At 72.7% G+C, this 22001-nt stretch carries 21 protein-coding genes; 10 read left to right on the top strand and 11 right to left on the bottom strand.

Annotated elements, in window-relative coordinates; genetic code table 11:
- The 4 genes from ABZT18_RS30470 to fabG all read right to left on the bottom strand — a co-directional run.
- On the bottom strand, positions 1–765 hold a 765-nt coding region (locus tag ABZT18_RS30470; protein ID WP_355253092.1), incomplete at its 3' end, for an HAD-IIA family hydrolase.
- A 15-nt stretch (positions 766–780) separates the two neighbouring features.
- Entirely contained in the window at positions 781–1809 is a 1029-nt protein-coding gene (locus tag ABZT18_RS30475; RefSeq protein ID WP_354997308.1) for a ferrochelatase, read from the bottom strand.
- Between the two features lie 100 nt (positions 1810–1909).
- On the bottom strand, positions 1910–2677 hold the full coding sequence (gene fabI / locus ABZT18_RS30480; RefSeq protein WP_354997307.1) for an enoyl-ACP reductase FabI: 768 nt from the start codon (positions 2675–2677) through the stop codon (positions 1910–1912).
- Between the two features lie 28 nt (positions 2678–2705).
- Entirely contained in the window at positions 2706–3410 is a 705-nt protein-coding gene (gene fabG, locus ABZT18_RS30485) for a 3-oxoacyl-ACP reductase FabG (protein WP_355253095.1), read from the bottom strand.
- 154 nt (positions 3411–3564) lie between these two features.
- Between fabG and ABZT18_RS30490 the strand changes: the two genes are divergently transcribed.
- From ABZT18_RS30490 to ABZT18_RS30505, 4 genes are all read left to right on the top strand, one after another.
- Positions 3565–4803: a histidine kinase gene (locus ABZT18_RS30490; RefSeq protein WP_355253098.1), complete on the top strand. Its 1239-nt coding sequence runs from the start codon at positions 3565–3567 to the stop codon at positions 4801–4803.
- Complete coding sequence (locus ABZT18_RS30495) at positions 4800–5462, top strand: response regulator transcription factor (RefSeq protein WP_354997304.1); 663 nt, start codon at positions 4800–4802, stop codon at positions 5460–5462. Before ABZT18_RS30490 ends, ABZT18_RS30495 begins: the two co-directional genes overlap by 4 nt.
- Before the next feature lie 99 nt (positions 5463–5561).
- Complete coding sequence (locus ABZT18_RS30500; RefSeq protein WP_355253101.1) at positions 5562–6458, top strand: alpha/beta hydrolase; 897 nt, start codon at positions 5562–5564, stop codon at positions 6456–6458.
- Entirely contained in the window at positions 6455–7699 is a 1245-nt protein-coding gene (locus tag ABZT18_RS30505; RefSeq protein ID WP_355253104.1) for an acyltransferase family protein, read from the top strand. The genes ABZT18_RS30500 and ABZT18_RS30505 overlap by 4 nt, the downstream gene beginning before the upstream one ends.
- A gap of 322 nt (positions 7700–8021) precedes the next feature.
- Here the strand turns inward: ABZT18_RS30505 and ABZT18_RS30510 are convergent, their stop codons facing one another.
- The 3 genes from ABZT18_RS30510 to ABZT18_RS30520 are packed head-to-tail and all read right to left on the bottom strand — an operon-like array spanning position 8022 to position 11058.
- Entirely contained in the window at positions 8022–8972 is a 951-nt protein-coding gene (locus ABZT18_RS30510; RefSeq protein ID WP_354997301.1) for a VWA domain-containing protein, read from the bottom strand.
- Positions 8969–9970, bottom strand: a complete 1002-nt coding sequence (locus ABZT18_RS30515; protein ID WP_354997313.1) for a DUF58 domain-containing protein — start codon at positions 9968–9970, stop codon at positions 8969–8971. The genes ABZT18_RS30510 and ABZT18_RS30515 overlap by 4 nt, the downstream gene beginning before the upstream one ends.
- Complete coding sequence (locus ABZT18_RS30520) at positions 9949–11058, bottom strand: MoxR family ATPase (protein WP_354997300.1); 1110 nt, start codon at positions 11056–11058, stop codon at positions 9949–9951. The genes ABZT18_RS30515 and ABZT18_RS30520 overlap by 22 nt, the downstream gene beginning before the upstream one ends.
- Before the next feature lie 240 nt (positions 11059–11298).
- On the opposite strand from ABZT18_RS30520, the gene ABZT18_RS30525 reads away from it, so the two are divergent.
- The 3 genes from ABZT18_RS30525 to ABZT18_RS30535 all read left to right on the top strand — a co-directional run bounded on the left by ABZT18_RS30525 (position 11299) and on the right by ABZT18_RS30535 (position 13776).
- Positions 11299–11529 carry a hypothetical protein gene (locus tag ABZT18_RS30525; RefSeq protein WP_354997299.1) on the top strand — a complete coding sequence of 77 codons (231 nt, stop codon included), beginning with the start codon at positions 11299–11301 and terminating at the stop codon, positions 11527–11529.
- A 245-nt stretch (positions 11530–11774) separates the two neighbouring features.
- Positions 11775–12302 (top strand): PH domain-containing protein, encoded by a 528-nt coding sequence (locus ABZT18_RS30530; protein ID WP_354997312.1) that lies wholly within the window; start codon positions 11775–11777, stop codon positions 12300–12302.
- A gap of 43 nt (positions 12303–12345) precedes the next feature.
- A complete protein-coding gene (locus ABZT18_RS30535) occupies positions 12346–13776 on the top strand; it encodes a PH domain-containing protein (RefSeq protein ID WP_355253107.1) in 1431 nt (476 codons plus the stop codon).
- Positions 13777–13782: 6 nt separating this feature from the next.
- Here ABZT18_RS30535 and ABZT18_RS30540 read toward each other — a convergent pair whose 3' ends face one another.
- Positions 13783–14883: a phosphatase PAP2 family protein gene (locus ABZT18_RS30540; protein ID WP_355253110.1), complete on the bottom strand. Its 1101-nt coding sequence runs from the start codon at positions 14881–14883 to the stop codon at positions 13783–13785.
- A gap of 138 nt (positions 14884–15021) precedes the next feature.
- On the opposite strand from ABZT18_RS30540, the gene ABZT18_RS30545 reads away from it, so the two are divergent.
- Entirely contained in the window at positions 15022–15426 is a 405-nt protein-coding gene (locus tag ABZT18_RS30545; RefSeq protein ID WP_354997296.1) for a hotdog domain-containing protein, read from the top strand.
- A complete protein-coding gene (locus tag ABZT18_RS30550) occupies positions 15423–16253 on the top strand; it encodes an MBL fold metallo-hydrolase (protein ID WP_355253113.1) in 831 nt (276 codons plus the stop codon). Before ABZT18_RS30545 ends, ABZT18_RS30550 begins: the two co-directional genes overlap by 4 nt.
- Here ABZT18_RS30550 and ABZT18_RS30555 read toward each other — a convergent pair.
- Positions 16250–17185: a carbohydrate kinase gene (locus ABZT18_RS30555; protein ID WP_355253116.1), complete on the bottom strand. Its 936-nt coding sequence runs from the start codon at positions 17183–17185 to the stop codon at positions 16250–16252. The genes ABZT18_RS30550 and ABZT18_RS30555 overlap by 4 nt on opposite strands.
- Positions 17186–17297: 112 nt before the next feature.
- Positions 17298–18449, bottom strand: coding sequence for an XdhC/CoxI family protein (locus tag ABZT18_RS30560; protein ID WP_354997293.1), 1152 nt, complete (start codon positions 18447–18449; stop codon positions 17298–17300).
- A gap of 353 nt (positions 18450–18802) precedes the next feature.
- Between ABZT18_RS30560 and ABZT18_RS30565 the strand changes: the two genes are divergently transcribed.
- Positions 18803–19942 (top strand): lytic polysaccharide monooxygenase, encoded by a 1140-nt coding sequence (locus tag ABZT18_RS30565; RefSeq protein WP_355253119.1) that lies wholly within the window; start codon positions 18803–18805, stop codon positions 19940–19942.
- 87 nt (positions 19943–20029) lie between these two features.
- Here ABZT18_RS30565 and asnB read toward each other — a convergent pair whose 3' ends face one another.
- Positions 20030–21991, bottom strand: coding sequence for an asparagine synthase (glutamine-hydrolyzing) (gene asnB / locus ABZT18_RS30570; protein ID WP_354997291.1), 1962 nt, complete (start codon positions 21989–21991; stop codon positions 20030–20032).
- Positions 21992–22001: the final 10 nt, after the last annotated feature.

The following is a 22001-nucleotide window of genomic DNA, read 5'->3' on the forward strand; positions in this document are numbered from 1 at the left end:
CGTGTTCGGATGTCGGCGGCCCAGCGACGGGAGCAGTTGATCGCCACCGGTCGGCAGCTCTTCGCCGAGCGCGGTTTCGACGCCACCTCCATCGACCAGCCCGGCCTCCAGGCCGCACAGGATGTCGGTGTCCATCCGGTCACCGATCATCGCGGTGCTCTCCGAGTGCGCGTTGATCGTGTTGAGCGCGGAGCGCATCATCATCGGGTTCGGCTTGCCGACGAAGTACGGCTCTACCCCGGTCGCCTTGGAGATCATGGCGGCGACCGAGCCGGCGGCGGGCAGTGCGCCCTCCACGGACGGGCCGGTCACGTCGGGGTTGGTGCAGATGAACCGGGCTCCGTCGTTGATCAGACGGACCGCCTTGGTGATCGCCTCGAAGCTGTAGGTGCGGGTCTCGCCGAGCACCACGTAGTCCGGGGCGAAGTCGGTGAGCACGTAACCGACCGCGTGCAGCGCCGTGGTCAGCCCGGCCTCCCCGATCACGTACGCGGTGCCGCCCGGCCGCTGGTCGGCGAGGAACTGGCCGGTGGCCAGCGCGGACGACCAGATCGACTCCTCCGGCACGTCCAGCCCCATTCGGCTGAGCCGAGCCGTCAGGTCACGCGGGGTGTAGATCGAGTTGTTGGTCAGCACCAGGAAAGGCTTGCCGGAGGACCGCAGCCGGCTGATGAACTCCGGTGCGCCGGGCACCGGCTGGCCCTCGTGCACCAGCACGCCGTCCATGTCGGTCAGCCAACTCTGCACGGGCTTGCGGTCATGCATGATGATCCTCAGAGGTCAGGGGCGGCGGGTCGGCACACAGCAAACGGTGGGGCAGGTGTCCCACATCGGCAGCTCTCCGAGGCGGCGGCGCAGCTGCGCACCGTCCGGGTCGGTCCGCTCGGTGACCAGCTCACGCACCATGGTCACGAAGCGCGGGTCGGTGCCCGGGGTGGCAGCCCGTGCGAAGTCCAGGCCGAGCTGCTTGGCCGTCTCGAGGGCCTCGGTGTCCAGGTCCCACACGACCTCCAGGTGGTCGGAGACGAACCCGATCGGGCTGACCACCACGCTGGTGGTGCCGCCCTGCGCGAGGGTGGCCAGGTGGTCGTTGATGTCCGGTTCCAGCCATGGCATCTGCGGCGGGCCGGAGCGGCTCTGCCAGACCAGGTCGTACACCAGGTCGGGTGCGGCGGCTGCGGCCACCAGGCGGGCGCTCTCGTGCAGCTGCGCCTCGTACCGGCCGCCGTGCGGGCCGGCGTTGGCCGCCATGGAGGTGGGGACGGAGTGGGCGGTGAAGACCAGCCGGGTGGTGTCCCGCTTCGCCGGGTCGAGTTGGCCCAGGGCCGCCCGGACCGCGTCGGTGTGCGGCTCGACGAAGCCGGGGTGGTCCCAGAACTGGCGCAGCTTCTCGATCACCGGGGCGTCCGGGCCGACAGCGGCCCGCGCGGCGGCGATGTCCTCCTGGTACTGCCGGCAGGACGAGTAGCCGCCGTACGCGCTGGTGACGAAGGCCAGCGCACGGGTCACCCCGTCGTCGCGCATCTGGGTCACGGTGTCGGCGAGCATCGGGTCCCAGTTGCGGTTGCCCCAGTAGACGGGCAGGTCGAGACCGTGCGCGGCGAAGTCGGCCCGGACGGCGGCCAGCAGGTCTCGGCACTGCTGGTTGATCGGGGACACCCCACCGAAGTGCTGGTAGTGCTCGGCGACCTCGGCCAGCCGCTCGGGCGGCACGCCCCGGCCCCGGGTCACGTTCTGCAGGAACGGCATCACGTCCTCGGGCCGCTCCGGGCCGCCGAAGGACACCAGCACCACCGCGTCGTACGACATGGGGTCATTCTTGCCGGTCGGCCGGGATCACCCGGCGACGCCCCCTGGACCGGACGCGTGGGTCACGCGTCCGGCGCTCGGGGGCGTCGTCGGAGGAGCGTCAGGAACCGATGGCGTGGTAGCCGCCGTCGACGTGGACGATCTCGCCGGTGGTGGCCGGGAACCAGTCGGAGAGCAGCGCCAGGCAGGCCCGCGCGGCGGGCTCCTGGTCGGTGAGGCTCCAGCCCAGCGGGGCCCGCTCGGCCCAGGCGTCCTCGAACTGGTCGAAGCCGGGGATCGACTTCGCGGCGATGGTGCGCAGCGGCCCGGCGGCGACCAGGTTGCTGCGGATGCCCTGCTTGCCCAGGTGCATCGCCAGGTAGCGGGACGCCGACTCCAGACCGGCCTTGGCCACGCCCATCCAGTCGTAGACCGGCCACGCCTTCGTCGCGTCGAAGGTCAGGCCGACCACCGCGCCGCCGGGCGACATCAGCGGCAGCGCCGCCATGGCCAGCGACTTGTACGAGAAGGTGGAGACGTGCAGGGCGGTCGCCACGTCCTCCCAGGGGGCGTCGAGGAAGCCACCGCCGAGGCAGCTCTGCGGGGCGAAGCCGATCGAGTGCACGACACCGTCGAGCCCGTCGACGTGCTCACGGACCCGGTCGGCGAGGCTGGCCAGGTGCTCGGTGTTGGTCACGTCCACCTCGATCACCGGCGCCGGCTCGGGCAGCCGCCTGGCGATCCGCTCGACCAGGGATAGCCGGCCGAAGCCGGTCAGCACGACCTGTGCGCCGTTCTCCTGAGCGAGCTTCGCCACCGAGAAGGCGATCGAGGCATCGGTGATGACACCACTGACGAGCAGCCGCTTACCGGCGAGCAGTCCGGACATGCAGGGTTTCCTCCGTACTCAAAAAGGGTTAGTGGCCCATGCCGAGGCCGCCGTCGACCGGGATCACGGCGCCGGAGACGTACCCGGCGCTGTCGGAGGCCAGCCAGGTGACCACCCCGGCGACCTCGTCCGGGCTGGCCATCCGGCCGGCCGGGATCGACTTGCGGATCTCCGCCTTGCGGTCCTCGGACAGGCCGGCGGTCATGTCCGTGTCGATGAAGCCGGGCGCCACCACGTTGGCGGTGATGTTGCGGCTGCCCAGCTCCCGGGTGATCGAGCGGGCCACGCCAATCAGACCGGCCTTGCTGGCGGCGTAGTTGACCTGCCCGGCACCGCCGGCGAGGCCGACCACCGAGGAGATGAAGATCATGCGACCCCACTTGGCGCGGAGCATCTTGCCGGAGGCTCGCTTGGCGACCCGGAACGCACCGGTGAGGTTGGTGTCCACCACACCGGTGAACTGCTCCTCGGTCATCCGCAGCAGCAGCGTGTCGGCGGTCATGCCGGCGTTGGCGACCAGCACCTCGACCGGCCCCAGCTCGGCCTCCACCGCCGTGAACGCGGCGTCGATCGAGGCCGCGTCGGTGACGTCGGCGCGTACGCCGAACAGCCCTTCCGGGGCCTCGCCGCTGCGGTGGGTGACCGCCACCCGGTCGCCCTGCTTGGCGAAGGCCTGCGCGATGGCCAGGCCGATTCCCCGGTTGCCACCGGTCACCAGCACGGTACGGGCCACGGTTCCCCCTTGCTCAGCTGATCTCAGTCGCAGGCGAGCCTAGGCGTTACCGACAGGTAAGCGCTAACGGGGACCGCGTCAGACTGGGGTACGACACCAGGATCAACCCCTGGTGGCACGCCCTCGCGAGGGGTCGGCCCGTAGCCTCCCGGTGGTGAACCGGCAACCGATCGTCGTGGCCCTGCGGGCCCTGCGGCAGACCCTGCTGGGCCCGGACGCCCCGCCCGGTCGACCGCTGCTGGCACGCTGGCCCCGGCTGGCCCGATACGCCGCCCCGGTCGGGCTGCTCGCCGCGCTCGGCCTCTTCTGGATCACGGTCGCCGTGGAGAGCGACTGGGGCCTGCCGACGCCGATCGCGGTGCTGTTCGCGGCGATGACCGTGGCGCCGCTGCTGGCGCTGCCCCGACGTCCGCTGCTGGCCTGGCGGCTGACCGTGCTGGCCCTGCTGGTGTGCACGTTCAACGCGCCGGCCGACCTGCCCGGCCCGTGGACCCCGCCGCTGGCGCTCGGGTCGGTCGCGGTGGTCGCGGTGGTCGTCGCGCGGGTCGACCGGCCGGTGCTGGCCTGGCTGGTGGCGATCACCACGGTGCCGGTACTCACCCTGGCTCGCGCCGAGAACCGGGCCGCCGTCCTGGCGCTGCTCGGCGCGCTGGCGATCGTCGGCGACCTGATCCGGCGTAACCGGCTGTCCCGGCATGCGCTGGCCGCGCAGACCGAGCTGAGCGAGCGGGAGCAGGAACGCCGCGCGGTGCTGGAGGAACGCACCCGGATCGCCCGGGAGATGCACGACGTGGTGGCCCACCACATGTCGCTGATCGCGGTGCAGGCGGAGACCGCCCCGTACCGGCTGACCAACGTGCCGGCGTCGACGGCCGCGGAATTCGTCGCCATCGCCGCCTCAGCCCGCGACGCGCTGAACGACATGCGGCGGCTGTTGGGAGTGCTGCGCAGCGAGTCGACCGGGCCGCAGACCGCCCCGCAGCCGAACCTGACCGACCTGGGCGCGATGGTGGACGCGGCGCGCCGAGCCGGCATGCCGGTGACCCTGGACGCCGGGCCGGTGGACGACGGACAGGTGCCCGCGCCGGTCGGGCTGGCCGCGTACCGCATCGTGCAGGAGGGTCTGGCCAACGCGGCCCGGCACGCGGCCGGGGCCGCGGTGCGAGTCACCGTCCACGCCGATCAGTCCACCCTGGGGGTACGCGTGCAGAACGCGCCGCCCGACGACGGGCGCGCCCGGCCGGAGTCCGAGGTGGGCGCCGGGCATGGGGTGACCGGCATGCGGGAGCGGGCCACCTCGTTGGGAGGTACGTTCAGCGCCGGGCCGCTGCCCGACGGGGGTTACACGGTGGCGGCCGAGCTGCCGTACGACGCGGAGGGCGGGAACCGATGATCCGGGTGCTGATCGCCGACGACCAGGCGATGGTCCGGCAGGGCTTCGGCGCGCTGCTCGCCGCCCAACCGGATCTGCTGGTGGTGGGTGACGCCGCCGACGGCGCGCAGGCCGTCGCCGCCGCCCGCCGGCTCGACCCGGACGTGGTGCTGATGGACGTGCGGATGCCGGTGTTGGACGGGCTGGCCGCCACCCGCAAGCTGCTCGGCGACCGTTCGGCGCAGCGACCCCGGGTGCTCATCCTCACCACCTTCGACCTGGACGACTACGTGTACGAGGCGCTGCGCGCCGGGGCCAGCGGCTTCCTGCTCAAGGACGCCCCGGCAGCCGACCTGGTGCAGGCGGTGCGGGTGGTCGCGGCCGGGGACGCGCTGCTCGCCCCGGCGGTCACCCGCCGGCTCATCGCCGAGTTCGCGGCCCGCCCGGACCGCCGCCGGCCGCGCCCCACCGACCTGGCCGGGCTCACTCCACGGGAGACCGAGGTGCTGCGGTTGATCGCTCGGGGCCGCAACAACGCGGAGATCGCGGGTGACCTGGTGGTGGCAGAGCAGACCGTGAAGACGCACGTCGGGCGGATCCTGGCGAAGCTGGGGCTGCGCGACCGGGCCCAGGCCGTGGTGCTGGCCTACGAGACAGGTCTGGTGGCAGCCGGCGAGTAGCACCGTGGAGCCAGCCCACGAACGGCTCCCCGGGACGACGACCGATGGCCCCCCACCCGCGCACTCTGCCTCCGGACGACATTCCGGAGGGAGAACGTGATGCGACGACGAGGTGCCAGCCGTGTGGCGCTGGCCGCGCTGCTCGGCGTGAACCTGGTCCTGCCGACCCGACCCGAGCCGGTCGCGGCGGCGGGGTTCGTCGAGGCGTACCCGGTCATGGCGGCGGCGATGTGCACGGCCGGCCCCCCGTACGCGGACTGGGCGGCCGACGGGCGTCGGTTTCTGCTGTTCGACCCGCGCGGCGACGGCCGCGCCGTCGAGGTGCTCGGCGACCTGGCCGGCGCGGACCGGATCGCGGTGCTGGTGCCCGGGGTGGGCAGCACCCTCGCGGACTTCGACCGGGGGTTGGGCGGGGTGGCCCACCGTGCGCCAGCGGTGCAGGCCGGGCAGCTCTATCGGGAGCTGCGGGCGACCGACCCGACGGCGCGGGTCGCGGTGCTGGCCTGGCTCGGCTACGACCCGCCCGACGGGGTGTTGACCGCCGCCGGTGGTGTCAGTGCCCGGCGCGGCGCGGCCGGGCTGGCCCTGCTGCTGCGGGAACTGGCCGCGCGGAGCCCGGCGGCGACGATCACGCTGGTGGGGCACAGCTACGGGGCGCTGGTGGTGTCGCTGGCGGCGACGGAGGCCCCGGCCCAGGTCCGCGACGTGGTCAGCCTCGGCGGCATCGGGGCCGGGGTGCAGCGCGCCGGTGACCTGCGCGGGCGGCGGTTCTGGGCGGCCGAGGCACCCACCGACTGGATCCGTCGGGTGCCGCCGGTGCGACTGCCCGGCCTCGGCTTCGGCCGTCGTCCGGGCGACCCGGCGTTCGGGGCCCGGCAGTTGCCGGTGGGTGGGGTCGCCGGGCACGACGGCTACCTCGCGCCGGGCAGTTCCACCCTGGCCGCGGTCGCGGCGGTCGTCCTGGACGACGCCGACCGGGTCGGGGACGCCCGGTGAACCGCGACCGTTTCGTCGACGCGCTGCGGGCGTACGCCATCGGCGGGGTGGTGCTGGGGCACTGGCTGGTCACCGGGCTGGTGGTGGCCGGCGACGGTGGGCTGCACCAGGCCAGCCCGTTGACCGCGCTGCCCGGTCTGGCCCCGTTGACCTGGGTGTTGCAGACGCTCGGGTTGTTCTTCTTCGCCGCCGGGTTCGGCTCGGCCCGATCGCTGGCCCGCCACGGGGGCGGCGCGGGCGGTTGGCTGGCTCGTCGGCTGCGCGGGCTGCTACTGCCCACGGTGGCGTTGCTGGGAGTGGGTGCCGCCGTCCTGCTCGCCGCCACCGTCGTCGGCACCCCGGACGACACGCTCACCGTCGCACTGCGGCTCGCGGTCAGCCCGCTGTGGTTCCTGGTGCCGCTGCTCCTCCTGGTCGCGTCGACCGGCCCGCTGCGCGTCGCCGTACGCCGGTGGGGGTTGGGGCGCTGCGTCGTACCGGCGGTGACCGTGGTCGCGCTGGCCGACCTGACCGTGCGCCTGCTGCCGGCCGGCACCCACCTGCCACCGGTCACCGTGGTGGCGGCCTGGTCGGTGCCGTACCTGCTCGGCGTGGCACACGCCGATGGGCTGCTGGCCGGGCGGCGAGCGGCCAGCACGCTGGCCGGTGGTGGGGTGGCCGTCCTGGCGGCACTGCTGGCGCTGGGCTACCCGGTGAGCGCGGTCGGGGTGCCCGGGGCGGGGGTGTCCAACCTGAACCCGCCATCACTGCTGGCGGTGGCCCTGGCAGTCACCCAGGTCGGGCTGGCGCTGCTCGCTCGGCCGGCGCTGGAACGGTTGCTGACCCGGCCGCTGCCGGGCCGGGCGGTGACCGAGGTGAACCGATCCGCGGTCCGGATCTACCTGTGGCATCAGCCGGTGCTGGTGGCGGTGACAGCGCTCACCGCCCGCAGCGGGCTGACCCTGCCGGGGTTGCACACCGTCCCGAACGACCTGGGCTGGGTGCTGACGCGCTTCTGCTGGCTGCCACTGCTCGCCGCGGTGCTGGTCACGGTCGTGCGGGCGGGCCAGCCGGCGGGCCACCCGAGGAGGCGGCGTCAGCCGGGCGGTGGAGGGGTCGCCGGCCGCTCGGCCGACTGCGTCCCATCGACCTCACAGGTGTACGATCATCGACGTTCCGGCCGGCCCGACTTGCAGGAGGTGATCGCTGTGCGAGATAGCGATCCTCCCAGTCGTGGCCGGGCCAATGGTCAGCCCCGCTGAGTCACGACTCAGTCTGGTGAGCTGACCCCGCTCCGCTCCCCCACCGCTTCGGTCCACGCCGAGGTGTGTGTGCCGCGCCGTCCGATCCCGGACGGTCGCCGGGAGCCGCCCGGTCACGACTTCGTGTGCGCGTCCCCACCCCCTGCGGTCCGCCCCCGCACGCGGACCGTCCAGCCGCCACCCGGAGCCATCCATGAGCCGCTACGTCGCCCCGCTGGGCTTCACTCTCGCCGCCGTCTGGGTGGCCATCGTCTTCGTGCTGGCCGGCGGCGGTCACTGACCACCGCCGGCCGGCGGCGGTGGACCACCGCCGGCCCACCGCTCAGAGCATCCGCGACGACCAGAGCAGGCTGAGCGCACCAGCGCAGAGCGCCAGCAGCAATGCCAGCCCCGCGTACCACTGGGTCACCTCACGCGGCTCGGTGCGGAAGCCGATCGAGCTGCCCATGTCCTGATAGACCTGCTTCAACTCGCTCACCGAGGCCGCCTCGTAGAAGTAGCCCTCGGTGGTCTCGGCAAGCTCGGCCAGGGCCAACCGATCCACCGGCACCCGCTGCAACTGCCCACCGATGTCGACCTGGCCGGTGTCGGTGCCGAAGGCGATGGTGGACACCGGGACGTTGGCCGCCTGCGCCGCCGCCGCCGCCTCCTCCACCGCCCGCCCGGAGGTGCGGAACCCGTCGGAGAGCAGCACGATCCGTGCCGGCGGAATGCCCGCCGCGCCGTCGGCCGGCACCGACCGGATCGCCTCCAGGCAGGTGAACACCGCCTCACCGGTCGCGGTCGCCTCGGCCAGCACCAGCCCGTCGATGGCACTGGTCACCGCGTCGCGGTCCTTGCCCGGCGGCACCAGCACGTTGGCCGCCTTGGCGAACGACACCAGCCCCAGGTTGTAGCTCTCCGGCAGCTCACTGACGAACTGTTTGGCCGCCTCCTGTGCCGCCTCCAGTCGGTTCGGTGCCACGTCGTCGGCCTGCATCGACAACGACACGTCGATGGCGAGCATCACGGTGGCCCGCTCCAGCGGCTCCTTGGTGTCCACCGCGGGCCGGGCCAGTGCGGTGGCCAGCACCAGCAGGCAGAGCAGGAACGCGGTCGCCGGAACGTGCCGACGCCAACCGAGCCCCTTCGGCGCCACCGTGCGCAGCAGGTCCACATTGGTGAACCGCATCGCGTACGCCCGACGGTGCAGCTGCCGCCAGATGTAGAACGCGGCAAGTGCGAGCACCGGCAGTACGGCCAGCAGCCACCACGGTTGCATGAAACGGATCATCGTGTCGTCCCCCGGGTACGCGCGTGCCGCTGCGCGGCCACGAATCGCACCATGTCCAGCAGCCAGTCTCGGTCGGTACGCAGACGCAGGTGGGCCGCGCCCGCGCCGCGCAGGGCGGCGGCGATCGTGGCCCGTTGGGCGGCGGCGGCCTCGGCGTAGCGCTGCCGCAGCCGCGGGTCGGCGGTCTGCACCTCGTGCAGCTCGCCGCTCTCCGGGTCGACCACCGGCAACACGCCCACGTCGGGCAGCTCCAGCTCGCGCGGGTCGATCACCTCGATCGCCAGCACGTCGTGACGGACCCGCAGCTTGCGCATCGGCCGGGCCCACTGCTCGGCCGGCGCGAGAAAGTCCGAGATCACCACGGCCACCCCGCGCCGACGGGGCGGACGGTTGAGCATCTCGATCAGGGCACCCAGGTCACCACGGCCGGGCTGGATGGTGGTGCCGGCGACGGCACGCAGCAGGCCCTGCGCCTCCTTACGACCGGAGCGGGCCGGCAGGCGGGTGAGCACACCGGGCCCGACCGGCGGTGGTCCACCTCGCCAGCGTCGTGCCGGCGCGGACGCCCCGCCGCCGGTGCCGATCACCGCGCCGATCCGGTTGCCACCGCGCACGGTCAGGTGCGTGACGGCAGCCGCGGCGGCGACCACCACCTCCCGCTTGAGCCACTGTCCGGTGCCGAAGTCCAGGCTGGCGGAGAGATCCACCGCTAGCCAGGTCTCCAGCTCCCGGTCGGCGACCGTACGCCGCACGTGCGGTGTCGTGGTCCGTGCGGTGACCGGCCAGTCCATCCGGCGGACGTCGTCGCCGGGGCGGTACTCCCGTGACTCTCCCGCCTCGCTGCCCGGTCCGGGCAGCAGGCCGGCGTAGTCGCCCTGAAGCAAACCGTCGAGCTTGCGGGTGACGAGCAGCTGAAGCCGGGACAGCACGGCCTCGCTGCGATCGGCGAGGGGGGCGGGTCGAGGGGTGGGTGAGGTCACGGGCGTTGCCCGGGCCAGCCTGCGCCCGGCGGCGGCGGGGCGGTCGGTGACGGGGAGGCCTGCTGCCGGCTGGCGACCGCCGGGAGCGGGATGGTCGACATCACCCGGTGCACGATGTGGTCGGCGGGCACGTCGTCGGCGAGCGCGTCGTAGCTGAGCACCAACCGGTGCCGCAGGATGTCCGGCGCGATGTCCTGCACGTCCTGCGGCAGGGCGTAGTCCCGCCCACGCAGCAGCGCCAGCGCGCGGGTCGCCCGGACCAGACCCAGCGATGCGCGCGGGCTGGCCCCGTACTGGATCAGCTGGGCGACGTCGGGCATCCCGTGCTCGGCCGGGGCTCGGGTCGCCAGCACCAGCCGGACCGCGTAGTCGACCAGGGCGTTGTGCACGAAGACCTGGTCCGCCTTGCGTTGCAGGGCGATCAGCTCGGGTGTGTCGAAGACCGCGGTCGGCTCGGGCGCGGTCACGCCCATCCGGTAGACGATCTCCCGTTCCTCCGCGTCGGTCGGGTAGCCCACCACGATCTTCATGAGGAACCGGTCGCGCTGCGCCTCCGGCAGCGGGTAGACGCCCTCCTGCTCGATCGGGTTCTGGGTCGCCATCACCAGGAACGGGTCGGGCACCCGGTGGCTCTCACCACCGATGGAGACCTGCCGCTCGCTCATCACCTCGAGCAGCGCGGACTGCACCTTCGCCGGAGCCCGGTTGATCTCGTCGGCGAGCAGGAAGTTGACGAAGACCGGGCCCAACTCGACGTCGAACTTCTCGCTCGACTGCCGGTAGATCCGAGTGCCCATGATGTCGGCCGGCACCAGGTCCGGGGTGAACTGCATCCGGGCGAAGGACCCGCCGACGACCTTGGCGAGGGTCTCCACCGCCAGGGTCTTGGCGACCCCGGGCACCCCTTCGAGCAGGCAGTGACCACGGGCGAGCAACGCGACGAACATCCGCTCCACCATCCGGTCCTGCCCGACGATCACACGTTTGATCTCGAACATCGCCCGCTCCAGCAGCGTGGCGTCCTCCGCGGGGGTGGTCACCGGCGCAGGTGGCTGCGGTGCCGCCCCATTCGGCGTCGGGGTTTCGGGCATGGTCGGCTGGGCCACCGGTCCTCCACAGCGTTGGTCGGTCGTCGCGGCTCGTGCGGTATCAAGACTCGCACGCCTTGCTGAGTGTCGAGGTGGGGAGAAGCCGATTTTCGCCGCGCCGTCCCCGGCAGCCGAATTGCGCATCACGGGTGTTCATCAACTGGCCACCGCGTGTACGATTCACCCCGTCGCCGGGCGACTCCCCCCGTGGTCGCCCGGCGCATAAGCTCTCCGTCCCGCCGCCCTAGACTGGCCGGGATGAGCATCCCCTCCCCCGCCGACGAGGCACTGGTCTGCTCGGCCCGGGGCTGCCGGGCCACCGCGGTGTGGGCCTTGGAATGGAACAATCCTCGCCTGCACGACGCCGATCGGCGCAAGACCTGGCTGGCCTGCGCCGAGCACCGAGGCAGCCTCGGTGACTTCCTGGACGCTCGCGGCTTCCTGCGTGCCGTCACTCCGGTGCCCGGATCGCCTACGCTCGACACGTGAGCGGCGACCCACCGGCTTCCCCCGGCCCCACCTCCCCGTCCTGGCCGCCCACCCCGGCCACCGCACCACCTGGCGTCCCGCCGCCGCCTGGCGCGTTCCCGGCGCCCGGCACGCTCGGCCCGGAGCCTTCCCCGCCTGACGCGTCGTCGCCCGCCCCGCTACCGCCGGGCGCGCTGCCGGCACCGGGCCACCGGCCGGCACCCGGCGCCGACCAGCGCCCACCCGACCTGCCGGCGCCAGGCCTCCTGCCGCCCGACTCCCTGTTGACGCGTGGGCCGGTGGGGCGAGGGCCGCTGGAGCCCTGGCCGGACACGGTCCACTGGCAGCCGATCTCCACCGACCTGATCTGGGTGGAGCTGATCCGGCTGGCGATCGTGGTCGCCATCGGGCTGGCGGTGACGGCGGTCGGCTGGGCGTTGAGCGGCCACTGGCTGTTCGGGCTCGCCCTCGCCTTCGTGCTGGTGCTCGGCGTGTGGCGGGCCATCGCGATCGTCCGCGCGGTCCGGGCCTGGGGGTACGCCGAGCGGGAGAACGACCTGCTGGTCCGGCACGGGCTGCTGGTCCGCCGGCTCTCCATCGTGCCGTATTCGCGGATGCAGTTCGTCGACGTCAGCGCCGGGCCGCTGGAGCGCGTCTTCGACCTGGCCACCGTGCAGTTGCACACGGCGGCGGCCGCGAGCGACGCCCGGGTGCCCGGGCTGCGCCCGGCGGAGGCGTCCCGGCTACGCGACCGGCTCACCGCGCTTGGCGAGGACCGGGCGGAGGGGCTGTGAGCACCCGAGCGGGCGACCGCGGGCCACGCCGGGGGCCGGCCCGATGAGCGACGGCCCCACCGAGCCGAGCACCGTGCCACCCGCCGGCCCGACGCCCCACGGGCCGGTGCCGCCGGGGGCGCCCTATCCGTGGCCCACACCGCCGAGCGGCGTCGAGGGCGAGCCTCGGCAGCGACTGCATCCGCTCAGCCCGGTGCTGCACGGCGCCAAGTCACTGGTCGTGGTGATCGCCGGGCTGTCCTGGTCGACGCTGTCCCGGGTGGGCTTCGGCTGGTTCGCCGCCATGGTGGTGGTGCTGGCGCTCGGCGCGACCGTGCTGTCGGTGATCAGCTGGTACAACACCGGCTACCACGTGGTGGGCCGTGAGCTACGGGTGTACGAAGGGCTGCTCTGGCGGCGTACCCGGGCCATCCCGTTGGAGCGACTGCAGGCCGTGGAGGTGGTCCGGCCCCTGCTCGCCCAGCTCACCGGCCTCGCCGAGCTGCGTCTTGAGGTGGTCGGCGGGGGCAAGACCGAGGCGCCACTGGCGTACCTCGGGGTGGCCGACGCGGCCCTGCTGCGCGAGCGTCTGCTGGTGCTGGCCGGGCGGGTGGCGCAGGCGCCCGCACCGGACCACGCCGTGGCCCCGGGGGCGGCGGTGCCACCGGCGGCCACGCCGGGCCGACCACTGCACGCGGTACGCAACCAGAGCCTGCTGATCAGCCAACTGCTCACCCCGCAGGCGTTCCTGCTCCCGTTCGGTGTGGCCTTCGTCGCGATGCAGTTCCTCACCGCGGGGTCGTGGTCGTTCGTCGCGGTGGCGAGCACGCTGACCGCGATGGCCGGTGTGCTGCTGCAACCGATCCGCCGGGTCCTCGACGACTGGAATTTCCGGCTGGCCCGCGACGGCGGCACGCTGAGGGTGCACAACGGCCTGCTGGAGACGCGGGCGCAGACCGTCCCGCTGGAGCGGGTGCAGACGGTGCGGGCCACCTGGCCGTTGCTGTGGCGGGGAAACGGCTGGCTGCGGCTGCGCCTGGAGGTGGCCGGGTACTCCGTGGCGGAGGCCGACGACCGCAACCGACCCGACCGGCTGCTGCCGGTCGGTGACCTGCCGACGGCCACGATGATCGTCGCCGAGGTGCTGCCGGGTGTACGCCTCGACGCGCTGGCGCTGAGCCCGCCGCCGCGCCGTACGCGTTGGCTGCATCCGCTGGGCCGTGGCGCGTTCGGTGCGGGGCTGTTCGAGCGGGTGTTCGCCACCCGGTCCGGGCGGCTCACCCGGCAGTTGGTGATCGTGCCGTACGCCCGGATTCAGAGTGTGCGGGTGGTGCAGGGGCCGGTCCAGCGCCGCCTGGGGCTGGCCTCCGTGCACGCCGACACCGCAGGTGGATCCGGCGCCACGGCCCAGGACCGGGACCTGGCAGAGGCCTGGGCCCTGGCAGCCGACCTGACCGCCCGCGCACACTCCGCCCGCCTGACCCCACCCCGCTGATCGGGGTCAGCGGTCGACGGGTACCGCTGGTTGGTCGGGGGTGATCGGTCCGCGTGACGCCGGCTGCTCGTCGGCCGGCGGTCCGGCGGTGCCGTCGGGGGCGGTGATCCGCCCTGGTGGTTCCCCGGCGCCCGGGTCGGTTCCGGCCCTCGGGTGGCGGGCCCGCCAGACGGCCCAGCCGCGCTCGGCCAAGCCGACCACCAGGAAGGTCAGCCCCACGTACGCCCAGCCGACCAGCACGTCGATCACGTAGTGCTCACCCGAGTAGACCAGGGTGAAGGTCATCGCCAGCGGGTACGCGAGCAGCAGCGGCCACCAGCGGCGGCGGGTGGCGGTCAGGAAGAACAGCACCACGAACAGCGCCCACGCGGTGTGCAGCGACGGCATGGCGGCGACCGGGTTGGAGGCGATCTGGCCGGCGTTGAGCACGTTGCCGGCACCGTGCATGCCGAACGCCTTCCAGCCCCGGGTGGAGATCCGGGCGACCTCGGTGAGCAGCCCGTTCTGCGCCGCCCACCAGGGCGGGGCGGCCGGGTAGATGAAGTAGGTGACCAGGCCGGCGGCGCAGAGGAAGCCCCAGCGCCGCATGTACGCGGCCCAGCGGTGCCGGTCGCGTATCCAGAGCACCGCGGCGGCGGTCAGCGCCACCACGAAGTGCGAGAAGTACACCCAGCTCGCCGCGACGTCCCACCAGTGCACCTGCGGGTGGTAGAGGTGCTGCTGCAACCAGACGGTGGGCACCTCACCGCCGGTGGCCCAGCCGAACATGAACCGGTCGGCGACGATCAACTCCATCGCGTGCGGCGTGGCCCCGTTGTCGGCGAACCCGCGCGAGAGGTTGTACAGGACGAACAGCAGCACCACCGGCACCCAGTCCCGGGCGAAGCGCAGGTGACTACGCCACGGGCGGTCGCTGTTCCAGGCGATGGTCGCGGCCCAGATCCAGACGAAGGCGTACGTGGGGTCGGTGGGCAGCCCGATGGCCAGCCACGCGGCGACGAAGGCGACCGCCCAGACGGTCATGGCGACGACGCGCCGACGACCCCCGTCGGGGGACGCGGGCGGGTCGGTCCGGGCGGGGGGCTGGGGGTCAGTCACGACGGCCATCGGGGTCAAGGTTAGCGACGGGGCCGGCATCGACCGACGGGGACCACCCGGCGAAGCCGGGCACAGGTGGGAGGCGGTCGGTGCCAGGATCCCCGGGCGCGTGCTCGGTGGGCTCGGGGAGCACCTAGGCTGACGACCATGCAGGAGCAGCCCGAGCCGGCCTTCGCGCCGGGTCTGACCGCGCAGGTCGAGTTGACGGTCACCGACGCGGACACCGCCCAGGCGGTGGGTTCCGGGGACGTACCGGTGCTGGGCACTCCCCGGGTGCTCGCACTGGCCGAAGCGGCCACCGTCGAGGCGACGGCGCCCTGGATGCCGGCCGGGTCGACGACCGTGGGGACCAGGGTCGAGCTGGAGCACCTGGCGCCGACCGTGGTCGGCCGGACGGTCCGGGCGCAGGCCCTGCTGGCGACCGTCGACGGTCGCCAGCTGTCGTTCGAGGTCACGGTCAGCGACGGCGACCAGACGGTGGCGCGGGGCCGCGTGGACCGGATCCTGGTGGACCGGCAACGCTTCGTCGACCGTGCCGGGCGGGCGTCGTGAACGCCGGCTTCGTCGAGGTCGCCGACCGGGTGCACGTGATACGCGAGCCCCTGCTGCGGATCAACGTCACCCTGGTCGTCGGCGACGACGAGGCGCTCCTGGTGGACACGCTCTCGTCGGCCGCTCAGGCCACCGAACTGGCCGCCGCCGTCCGGGCGGTCACCGACCGTCCGTTGACGCTGGTCAACACCCACCACCACTACGACCACTGCTTCGGCAACGCCGTCCTGGCCGGCGACCCACCCCGCCCGGTGTACGCGCACGAGCTGGCCGCCGCAGCCCTGCGTGAGGAGCCGGAGCGGCTGCGCCGGGAGGCGTACGAGGAGGTGCGGACGGAGCACCCGGCGCTCGCCGCCGAGCTGGCCGACACCCCGCTGCTCGCCCCGACGCACACCGTGCACACCGAGACGACTCTCGACCTGGGCGGCCGGCGGGTGCTACTGCGGCACCCGGGGCGGGGGCACACCGAGGCCGACCTGGTGGTGCACGTGCCGGACGCCGACGTGTTGGTCGCCGGAGATCTGGTGGAGCAGAGCGGACCGCCCGCGTTCGAGGACTCGTACCCCCTGCAGTGGCCGGACGCGGTCGCGGACCTGCTGCGACTGACCACCGCGCGCACGGTGGTGGTGCCGGGCCACGGTGACCCGGTGGACGTCGATTTCGTCCGAGCCCAGCACGCCGAGCTGGCGAGGCTGGCGTGGCTGATCCGGGCCGCGCACACCGGTAGCGCGCCGCCGGAACGGGTGGCCGCCGAGGCGCCCTTCGGCGCCCGCGCCGCCCTGATCGCCGCCCGCCGCGGCTACAACGAGCTCGACGGCACGGTCTAGCCCCCGAAGCGGCGCTCCACATCGGCGCGGGTGGGCATGGCGGTGGCGCCGCCTGGTGCCTCGCAGACCAGGCCGGCCACCCGGAGCGCGAATGCCACCCGGTCGACCCAGACCGCCGGGTCGGCCGGTTCGCCGTCCAGGAGCAGATCGGCGATCAACGCGGCCATCACCGAGTCGCCGGCGCCGGTGGCGTCGACCGCGTTCACCTTTGCGGCTGGTACGCGTACCGGATCCGCCCCGGCGGCGGTGAGCACCGCGCCGGCCGCGCCCAGCGTCACCACCACCGTGGTGGCGCCCAGCTCGCGCAGGTACGCGGCCACCCCCTCCACCGGCTCGCCCGGGTAGAGCAGCTGGGCGTCGGCGGTGCTCAGCTTGACCAGATGCGCGCTGGCGGCGAACTCGGCCACCACCTCGCGCAGCCCTTCCAGCGCGGCCGGACCGTCCAGCAGCCAGGGGCGTACGTTCGGGTCGAAGACCCGCAGACCGGTGGCGAGCGACCAGGCGCGCTTGGCGGCGGCCAGCGTGGCGGGCTGGAGCAGCACGACCGACCCGCAGTAGAGCACGTCGGCGCCCTCCACCAGTGCCAGGTCCAGATCGTCGGGGCCCAGCAGGCTGTAGGAGGGCGGCTCGCCGTAGAAGCGGAAGTCGGGTTCCGGGCCGGCGAAGGTGACCACCGCGAGCGTGGTCGACGCGGGCACTGTGACCGCGCCGGCCAGCCCGACGTCGAGCGCGGTCAGGAAGGCGCGGATCCGGCCGGCCAGCACGTCGTCGCCGAGCGACCCCACGAACTGTGCCGCGCCGCCGAGCCGGGTCACCCCGACGGCGACGTTGAGCGGACCGCCGCCGATCGCCTGCCGGTACACCCGCTCACCGTCGCGTTCGGTGTCGAGCAGGTCGACCAGCGCCTCGCCGAGCACCACCGCGTATCCCATGCTGCTCCTTTCGTCGTCGCCAGTGCCCGCCGCACGCGGAGACGAACGGCGTGGCACCAGGCTGGCACAGCGCAACGCCCGGCGGGTGCCGAAGACGGTGCAACGGCGCGCGCTATCCCGGCTGGTGGATCGGCCCGTCGAGCGCCCCCAGCGGACGGCCGGTGCCGCCCCAGCGGGCCGCGACGATCTGCGCGGCCACGCTCACCGCGGTCTCCTCCGGTGTACGCCCACCGAGGTCCAACCCGATCGGGGAGGCGAGCCGGGCGAGCTGCGCCGCGCTGAGCCCCGCCTCGCGCAGCAGCTTGTGCCGCTCGTCGTGGGTGCGCCGCGAACCCATCGCGCCGACGTATGCCAGCGGGTGGCGCAGCGCCAACTCCAGCAACGGCACGTCGAACTTGGGGTCGTGGGTGAGCACGCACACCACCGTCCGCCCGTCGACCCGATCGGCGTCCACCTCCGCGCGCAGGTAGCGGTGGGGCCACTGCACCACCACCTCGTCCGCCTCGGGAAAGCGCCGCGCGGTGGTGAAGACCGGCCGGGCGTCGCAGATGGTGACCCGGTAGCCGAGGAACGCGCCGAGCCGGGCCACTGCGCCGGCGAAGTCGATCGCCCCGAAGACGATCATTCGGGGCGCGGTGGTGTACGCGGCCACGAAGAGACTGAGCCCGCCGCCTCGGCGCTGCCCCTGGTAGCCGTACCGAAGCACCCCGCTGCGCCCGGCCGCGAGCAGCCCGAGGGCATCGGCGCTGGCGGCGTCGTCGAGTCGGTCGTCGCCGAGCGAGCCGATCACCCGCTGGCCGGCCAGCACCAGCCGCCGACCCAGCCGCCGGGCCGGGTCGGTCGACACCGCGCCCGGTGATTCGGCGGCGTCGGCCGCCACGCAGGTGACGACTGCCGCTGGTTGCCCGGCCCGGCGGGCGGCGTCGACCGCGTCCAACTCCGGCAGGTCGCGGGCGTCGACGCGTTCCACGAACACGTCGAGGATGCCGCCGCAGGTCAGGCCCACGGCGTACGCGTCGTCGTCGCTGATTCCGTAGCGAGTCAGCTCTGGTGTGGCGGTTTCGAGCACGTGACGGGCCCGTTCGTAGACGTCCGCCTCCACGCAGCCGCCGGAGACGCTGCCGGTGACCGTGCCGTCGGCCGCGACCAGCATGGTGGCGCCGGGCGGCTGCGGCGCTGAGCGCCAGGTGGCCACGACGGTGGCCAGAGCGACCGGCTCGCCGGAGCGGCAACGGCGGTGCACCTCGTCGAACACGTCCGGCACCGGCTGCGCCTCTCCGTCTTGTCATCCCCGTACGCAGGATATGGCGTCCACCGGCGACCGGTGGGTCATCCCATTCATCGAGGATCGACTATTGCGCTGCGGCCGCGCGGCATGGTGGGATGACGCGTACCGGGCGGTGCGAGGGCTGCCGCGCCGCCGGTTGCCGGGTTCGTTAGACGCGAGGGCACCGGTCCCTGACAGGACCGTTGACGGCGCACGTCCACCGGCCGGTTCCCGCCGGGGCACGTCGCCGTGATCGTCGCACCGCTGACGACAGCGGGGCGATCAGGCCACATCCCACCCGATTGCGGCGGGGCGGCGCGGGCGGCGCGCCTCGCGAGTCAGGAGAACCCGTGAACCGTTCCCGTACGGCCGCGTTGCTCATCGCGGCCGTGACCCTCGCGCTGGGCGCTGTCGCCCTGGCGTCCAGTCCGCAGCCCGCCGCCGCGCATGGCGCCGCGATGACCCCGGGCAGCCGCACCTACCTCTGCTGGCAGGACGGCCTCAGCCAGACAGGTGAGATCAGGCCGAACAACCCCGCGTGCTCCGCGGCCGTGGGGCAGAGCGGTGCGAACTCGCTCTACAACTGGTTCAGTGTGCTGCGCTCCGATGCCGGTGGCCGGACCACTGGCTTCATTCCGGACGGGCAGTTGTGCAGCGGCGGCAACCCCGGCTACCGCGGCTACGACCTGGCCCGCACCGACTGGCCGCTGACCCACCTGACCGCCGGTGCGCGGTTGGACTTCCGGTACAGCAACTGGGCGCACCACCCGGGCACCTTCTACTTCTACGTGACGAAGAACAGCTGGAGCCCGACCCGGGCGCTGGCCTGGGGTGACCTGGAGGAGCAGCCGTTCCTCACGGTGACCAACCCGCCGCAGCGCGGCGCGGTCGGCACCAACGACGGGCACTACTACTTCAGTGGCAACCTGCCGTCGGGCAAGAGCGGCCAGCACATCATCTACTCCCGCTGGGTGCGCGCGGACTCGCAGGAGAACTTCTTCGGCTGCTCCGACGTGACCTTCGACGGCGGCAACGGCCAGGTGACCGGAGTGGGTCCGGGTGGCACCCCGCCGCCGAACCCGACCACCCCGCCGCCGAACCCGACGACCCCGCCGCCGAACCCGACGACTCCACCCCCGAACCCGACCACTCCCCCGCCGAACCCGACCACCCCGCCGCCGAGCAGCGGTGACTGCATGGCGGTCTACAAGGTCGTCAGCGCCTGGCAGGGCGGCTTCCAGGGCGAGGTCATGATCATGAACCACGGCAGTACGCCGTTCGCCGGCTGGACCGCGAGTTGGACCTGGCCCAGCGGGCAGTCGATCAGTCAGATCTGGAGCGCCACACAGACGTCGTCCGGCTCGTCGGTGACGGCGACCAACGTCTCCTACAACGGCACGGTCGCACCAGAAGGCACCACGACCTTCGGCTTCCTGGCCAGCACCACCGGAACCAATGCCCTACCAACGGTGACCTGCGCCCGCCGCTGACCGTCACCCACTAGATGATCAAGAGGTTTGCGTCATCCGGAGGCGTTCCGGTGACGCAAACCTCTTGATCAACAAGGGTGGGTGTGGTCAGCGGACCATGGAGCCGACGACCGGCTTCGTGAGCAGGGCCGACTGGTTGCGCTGGATGCCCGGGTCGAGGGTCTTGGCCACGAAGATGGCGTGCCAGATGCAGAAGATCAGCACCGTCCACACCTTGCGGGAGTGGTCGGCCTCCTCCCGCTTGTGCTCGTCGAGCAGCCGCAGCGCGTACGACAGGTCGAGCAGGTCGCCCGCGCCCGAGGTGCTCAGCACGTGCCGGGCCCACTCGTACATCTCGCCGCGCAGCCAGACCCGGGTGGGGGTCGGGAAGCCCAGCTTCTTGCGGTTGACGATGGCCGGCGGAACGACGCCCTGCAACGCCTGACGCATCGCGTACTTGGTGGCGTCGGAGCGCGGCGGCAGCTTCAGGTCGACCGGGATCTTCGCCGCGACGTCGAAGACCTCACGGTCGAGGAACGGCACCCGCACCTCCAGCGAGTGCGACATCGAGATCCGGTCGGCCTTGACCAGGATGTCGCCTCGCAGCCAGGTGTAGAGGTCGACGTACTGCATCTTGGTGACGTCGTCCAGCTCGGTGCACTCGGCGTAGATCGGGGCGGTGACGTCGGTGTAGCGCACCGAGGGGTCGTAGCGCCGCATCAGGTGCTGCTTCTCCTCCTCGGTGAACATCCGGGCGTTGCCGTAGTAGCGCTCCTCGATCGGGGTGGTGCCGCGTTCCAGGAAGCTCTTGCCCTTGACCCCCTGCGGGATCGCCTTGGAGACCGCCCGCAGACCCTTCTGCACCCCGCCGGGCAGTCCGTTGACGGTGCCCAGCGACAGCGGCTCCCGGTAGATCGTGTAGCCGCCGAAGAACTCGTCCGCGCCCTCACCGGAGAGCACCACGGTGACGTGCTCGGCGGCCTTCTTGGCCACGAAGTAGAGCGGCACCAGCGCCGGGTCCGCCACCGGGTCGTCCAGGTGCCAGACGATCTTCGGCAGCGCGTCGATCATGTCCTGCGGACCGATCTTGGTGGGGATGGTCGTGACGTCCAGGTGCCGGGCCGACTCCTGCGCGACGTCGATCTCCGAATACCCCGGTACGTCGTAACCGACGGTGAAGGTGAGGATGTTCGGGTTGAACTCCCGGGCCAGCGCGACCACGGCGGTCGAGTCGATGCCGCTGGACAGGAACGAGCCGACCGGCACGTCGGAGCGCATGTGCATGCGCACGCTCTCCCGCAGAGTCTCCCGGATCTCGTGGTAGAGCTTCTGCTCATCGTCGACCGGTGCCGGACGGAACACCGGCCGGTACCACCGGCGTACGTCGATCCGCCCGCCCGGGGTCCAGTTCAGGTACTCCCCGGAGCCGATCCGGCTGATGCCCTTGTGCAGAGTGCCGGGCTCGGGGACGTACTGCAGGGTCAGGTAGTGGCTGAGGTTGGCCGTGTCGACGCCCGCGTCGCCCTGGTAGTTGCTGTGCGCGAACGGCAGCAGCGCCTTCTTCTCCGACGCCAGGTAGAGGCCGTCGGCGGTCTCCAGGTAGTGCATGGGCTTGATACCGAAGTAGTCGCGGGCACCGAACGCGCGCCGCTCCTGCCGGTCCCAGATGACGAACGCGAACATGCCCCGCAGCCGGGTGAGCACCTGCTCGCCCCAGAAGTGGTAGCCGGCGACGATCACCTCACCGTCACCGGCGGTGGCGAACTGGGCGCCGAAGTTCCGGACCAGCTCCTCGCGCAGCTCGATGTAGTTGTAGATCTCACCGTTGAAGGTGAGCAGGTAACGGCCGTTCGCGTAGGGCAGCGGCTCGTGGCTCGACGCGACGTCGATGATGGCCAGCCGCTTGTGGGCGAACACGCCGTCCGCGTACCGGCCGGAGGCGTCGCCGACCACCTCGACCCCGGTCTCGTCGGGGCCGCGGTGGTGCAGGCTTTCCAATGCTCCGGCGATGTGGTCGCGGTGCGCGGCGGCATTACCGTTCGCGCTGAAGAAGGCCAGGAGTCCGCACATGGTGGTCATC

This window comes from Micromonospora sp. NPDC005291 (genome assembly GCF_040607415.1).
In the GTDB taxonomy this organism is placed as follows: Bacteria; Actinomycetota; Actinomycetes; order Mycobacteriales; family Micromonosporaceae; genus Micromonospora.

Excerpts from the sequence above, each read along its gene's own strand:
- ABZT18_RS30475 (WP_354997308.1), bottom strand. The coding sequence starts at position 1,809 with ATGTCGTACGACGCGGTGGTGCTGGTGTCCTTCGGCGGCCCGGAGCGG.
- fabI (WP_354997307.1), bottom strand. The coding sequence starts at position 2,677 with ATGTCCGGACTGCTCGCCGGTAAGCGGCTGCTCGTCAGTGGTGTCATC.
- ABZT18_RS30495 (WP_354997304.1), top strand. The coding sequence starts at position 4,800 with ATGATCCGGGTGCTGATCGCCGACGACCAGGCGATGGTCCGGCAGGGC.
- ABZT18_RS30500 (WP_355253101.1), top strand. The coding sequence starts at position 5,562 with ATGCGACGACGAGGTGCCAGCCGTGTGGCGCTGGCCGCGCTGCTCGGC.
- ABZT18_RS30510 (WP_354997301.1), bottom strand. The coding sequence starts at position 8,972 with ATGATCCGTTTCATGCAACCGTGGTGGCTGCTGGCCGTACTGCCGGTG.
- ABZT18_RS30525 (WP_354997299.1), top strand. The coding sequence starts at position 11,299 with ATGAGCATCCCCTCCCCCGCCGACGAGGCACTGGTCTGCTCGGCCCGG.
- ABZT18_RS30535 (WP_355253107.1), top strand. The coding sequence starts at position 12,346 with ATGAGCGACGGCCCCACCGAGCCGAGCACCGTGCCACCCGCCGGCCCG.
- ABZT18_RS30540 (WP_355253110.1), bottom strand. The coding sequence starts at position 14,883 with ATGGCCGTCGTGACTGACCCCCAGCCCCCCGCCCGGACCGACCCGCCC.
- ABZT18_RS30545 (WP_354997296.1), top strand. The coding sequence starts at position 15,022 with ATGCAGGAGCAGCCCGAGCCGGCCTTCGCGCCGGGTCTGACCGCGCAG.
- ABZT18_RS30555 (WP_355253116.1), bottom strand. The coding sequence starts at position 17,185 with ATGGGATACGCGGTGGTGCTCGGCGAGGCGCTGGTCGACCTGCTCGAC.
- asnB (WP_354997291.1), bottom strand. The coding sequence starts at position 21,991 with ATGTGCGGACTCCTGGCCTTCTTCAGCGCGAACGGTAATGCCGCCGCG.